Here is a 3,491-nt window from a genome sequence, read left to right on the forward strand (position 1 = left end):
GGGCGCGGGGAACTGCGCGAGGACGGACCACCGGCCCGCAGGTGGCAGCTGCCCCCAGGCCCTACGGCGCTAGAGCCGTTCCACGATCGTGGCGATGCCCATGCCGCCGCCCACGCACAGCGTGGCCAGCCCGTACCGGAGGTCCCGCCGCTCCAGCTCGTCCACGAGCGTCCCGAGGATCATCGCCCCGGTCGCCCCGAGCGGGTGGCCGAGAGCGATCGCACCACCGTTGACGTTCACCTTGTCCAGGGAGAGACCCATGTCCTTCACGAAGCGCAGCACGACCGCCGCGAACGCCTCGTTGATCTCGACGAGGTCGATGTCGTCGATGGTGAGCCCCGCCTTGGCGAGCGCCTTGCGGGTCGCGGGCGCGGGCCCGGTGAGCATGATGAGCGGGTCGGACCCCGAGACCGCCGCGGAGACGATCCGCGCGCGCGGGGTGAGGCCGTAGCGCTCGCCGACCTCCTTCGTGCCGACGGCGACCAGCGAGGCGCCGTCGACGATGCCGGAGGAGTTGCCCGCGTGGTGGACGTGGTCGATCTGCTCGATCCAGTGGTACTTCTGCAGCGCGACCGCGTCAAAGCCGCCCAGGTCGCCGATGTCCTTGAAGGACGGCTTCAGCTTGGCGAGGGAGTCGGCGGTGGTGCCGGGGCGCAGGTGCTCGTCGTGGTCGAGGACGACGAGGCCGTTGCGGTCCTTGACCGGCACGACGGACCTCGCGAAGCGGCCGTCCTTCCAGGCCGCGGCGGCGCGCTCCTGCGAGAGGGCCGCGTACTCGTCGACGTCGCGCCGCGAGAAGCCCTCGACGGTGGCGATCAGGTCGGCGCCGATGCCCTGCGGTGCGAAGTCCGTCTCGAAGTTGGTCATCGGGTCGGCGAACCAGGCGCCGCCGTCCGAGGCCATCGGGACGCGCGACATCGATTCGACGCCGCCCGCGAGCACCAGGTCCTCCCAGCCCGAGCGGACCTTCATCGCGGCGAGGTTGACCGCTTCGAGGCCGGAGGCGCAGAAGCGGTTCTCCTGGACGCCGGCGACCGTGTCGGGCAGCCCGGCGGCGATGGCCGCGATCCGCGCGATGTCGGAGCCCTGGTCGCCGACCGGACCCACCACGCCGAGGACGATGTCGTCGATGGCGGCCGGGTCGAGGTCGGGGAAGCGGGCCTGGATCTCGTGGATCAGGCCGACGACGAGGTCGATGGGCTTGGTCCCGTGCAGGGCGCCATTGGCCTTGCCGCGTCCGCGCGGGGTGCGGATCGCGTCGTATACGTACGCTTCGGTGGTCACGCGTGAGCCTTTCGGGGGTGTCCGGGAGGGTGAGGTGTCCGGGAGGGTGCGGGGTCAGCCGAGGAGGGAACGGCCGATGATCTCTTTCATGATCTCGGTCGTGCCGCCGTAGATGGTCTGGATGCGTCCGTCGGTGAAGGCCTTGGCGACGCGGTACTCCGCCATGTAGCCGTAGCCGCCGTGCAGTTGCAGACAGCGGTCGGCGACGCGCTTCTGCAGCTCGGTGGCCCACCACTTCGCCATCGACGCGTGCACGGCGTCGAGCTCCCCGTTCGAGTGATCGACGATGCACCGGTCGAGGAACGTACGGGTGACGGCGCACTCGGTGGCCATCTCGGCTATCTCGAAACGGATGTGCTGGAGCTTGGCGAGCGGACGCCCGAAGGCCTCGCGCTCCTTCACGTACGTCGTGGTGATGTCCAGGAGGTGCTCGGCGGCGGCGATCCCGGCGACGGCGATGCCCATGCGCTCCTGCGCGAGGTTCGTCATCAGATGGATGAAGGCGCCGTTCAGCTCGCCGAGCAGGTTCTCCTTGGGGACGCGTACGTCGTTGAAGAAGAGCTCGGCGGTGTCCTGGGACTTCTGCCCGATCTTGTCGAGGTTGCGGCCCCGCTCGAAGCCCTCCGCGCCACGCTCGACGACGAGGAGGGACAGCCCGTGGGCGCCTCCTTCGGGGGACGTCTTGGCGACGACGATGACGAGGTCGGCGAGGATGCCGTTCGAGATGAACGTCTTGGAGCCGTTGAGCACCCAGTGGTCGCCGCGGTCCTCGGCGGTGGTGCGGATGCCCTGGAGGTCGGAGCCCGCGCCGGGCTCGGTCATCGCGATGGCCGTGATGATCTCGCCGCTGCAGAAGCCGGGCAGCCAGCGCCGCTTCTGCTCGTCGGTGGCGAGCGAGGTCAGGTAGGGGCCGATGATGTCGTTGTGCAGCCCGAGCGCGAGCCCCGCGGCGCCCGCGCGCGTGAACTCCTCGGCGAGGACCGCGGAGTAGCGGAAGTCGTCGTTCCCGCCGCCTCCGTACTCCTCGGGGACGGCGAGGCCGAGCAGCCCCTGCTTGCCGGCCGCGAGCCAGGCCTCACGGGAGACGATGCCGTCCTTCTCCCACTGCTCGTAGTGCGGCAGCACCTCCTTGGCGAGGAAGGTGCGGACGGTCTCGCGGAACGCGTCGTGCTCGGCGGAGAAGATCTGCCGTTTCATCTGTACGTGGCCTCCTGGAGCCCTGTGAGAACCAGCGAGCCCTGTTAGAGCCAGCCCTTGACGGTTTCGATCGACTTGGCCGGCTCGGGGCCGACGGGAGTGACGTTGAGCATGGTGACGCCGGCCTCGCGGAAGGCCTCGACGCGTTCGCGTACGTAGCCGACGGGCCCGCACAGCGACATGAGCTCGCAGAACTCGTCCGGGACGGCGGCCTCGGCCTCCTTCTTCTTCCCGGCCAGATAGAGCTCCTGGATGCGTGCGGCCGCCTCCTCGTAGCCGTACGCGACCGCGAGGTCGTTGTAGAAGTTCTTCCCCTTGGCGCCCATGCCGCCTACGTAGAGGGCGATCTGCGGGCGGGCGAGGTCGCGGGCGGCCGCCGCGTCGTCGCCGATGGCGAGCAGTCCCCCGGCGACGGTCTCCAGCGGTCCGAGGGCCGGATCACGCTTCTCCTTGCCCTCGGCGAGCGAGGCGCCCCACACCTGGTGGGCCTTCTCCGGGAGGAAGAGGGTGGGCAGCCAGCCATCGGCGATCTCGGCGGTCATGCGGACGTTGGCGGGGCCCAGGGAGGCGACGTACAGCGGGACTTCGGGGCGCACCGGCCTGGTGAGGATCTTCAGGGGCTTGCCGAGTCTGCCGCCCTTCTCCGGGGGCAGCGGCATGTCCGTGATGCCGTGGTGGTCGATGACTTCGCGGCGCAGGATGCGGCGGGTCAGCTCGATGGCCTCGCGGGTGCGGCCGATCGGCTTGTCGTACGCCTTGCCGTGCCAGCCCTCGACGACCTGCGGGCCCGAGGCGCCGAGCCCGATGACCGCGCGGCCTCCGGAGACCGCGTCGAGTCCCGCGGCGGTCTGGGCGATCAGGGCGGGGGTGCGGGAGTAGACGTTGAGGATGGCGGCGCCGATCTTCATGCGCTCCGTGCGCGCCGCCAGATAGCCCATGATCGTGGGCGAGTCGAAGCCGTACGCCTCCGCCACCCACACGGCGTCCAGGCCCGCGGCCTCCAGGGCGGC

The 3,491-nt window shown here is 70.4% G+C and carries 3 protein-coding genes; all 3 read right to left on the reverse strand.

The features are described 5' to 3' along the window. Positions 1–69: 69 nt before the first annotated feature. Positions 70–1,284, reverse strand: a complete 1,215-nt coding sequence (locus AOK03_RS32685; RefSeq protein ID WP_055569006.1) for an acetyl-CoA C-acetyltransferase — start codon at positions 1,282–1,284, stop codon at positions 70–72. Positions 1,285–1,338: 54 nt separating this feature from the next. Further along, on the reverse strand, positions 1,339–2,481 hold the full coding sequence (locus tag AOK03_RS32690) for an acyl-CoA dehydrogenase family protein (RefSeq protein ID WP_055569007.1): 1,143 nt from the start codon (positions 2,479–2,481) through the stop codon (positions 1,339–1,341). 44 nt (positions 2,482–2,525) lie between these two features. Further along, positions 2,526–3,491, reverse strand: a 966-nt coding sequence (locus AOK03_RS32695) for an LLM class F420-dependent oxidoreductase (RefSeq protein ID WP_055569008.1), incomplete at its 5' end; no start/stop codon positions are given.

Origin of the sequence: Streptomyces atriruber, from assembly GCF_001418325.1 — a bacterium.
GTDB classification, from domain to species: domain Bacteria; phylum Actinomycetota; class Actinomycetes; order Streptomycetales; family Streptomycetaceae; genus Streptomyces; species Streptomyces atriruber.

Excerpts from the sequence above, each read along its gene's own strand:
- AOK03_RS32690 (WP_055569007.1), bottom strand. The coding sequence starts at position 2,481 with ATGAAACGGCAGATCTTCTCCGCCGAGCACGACGCGTTCCGCGAGACC.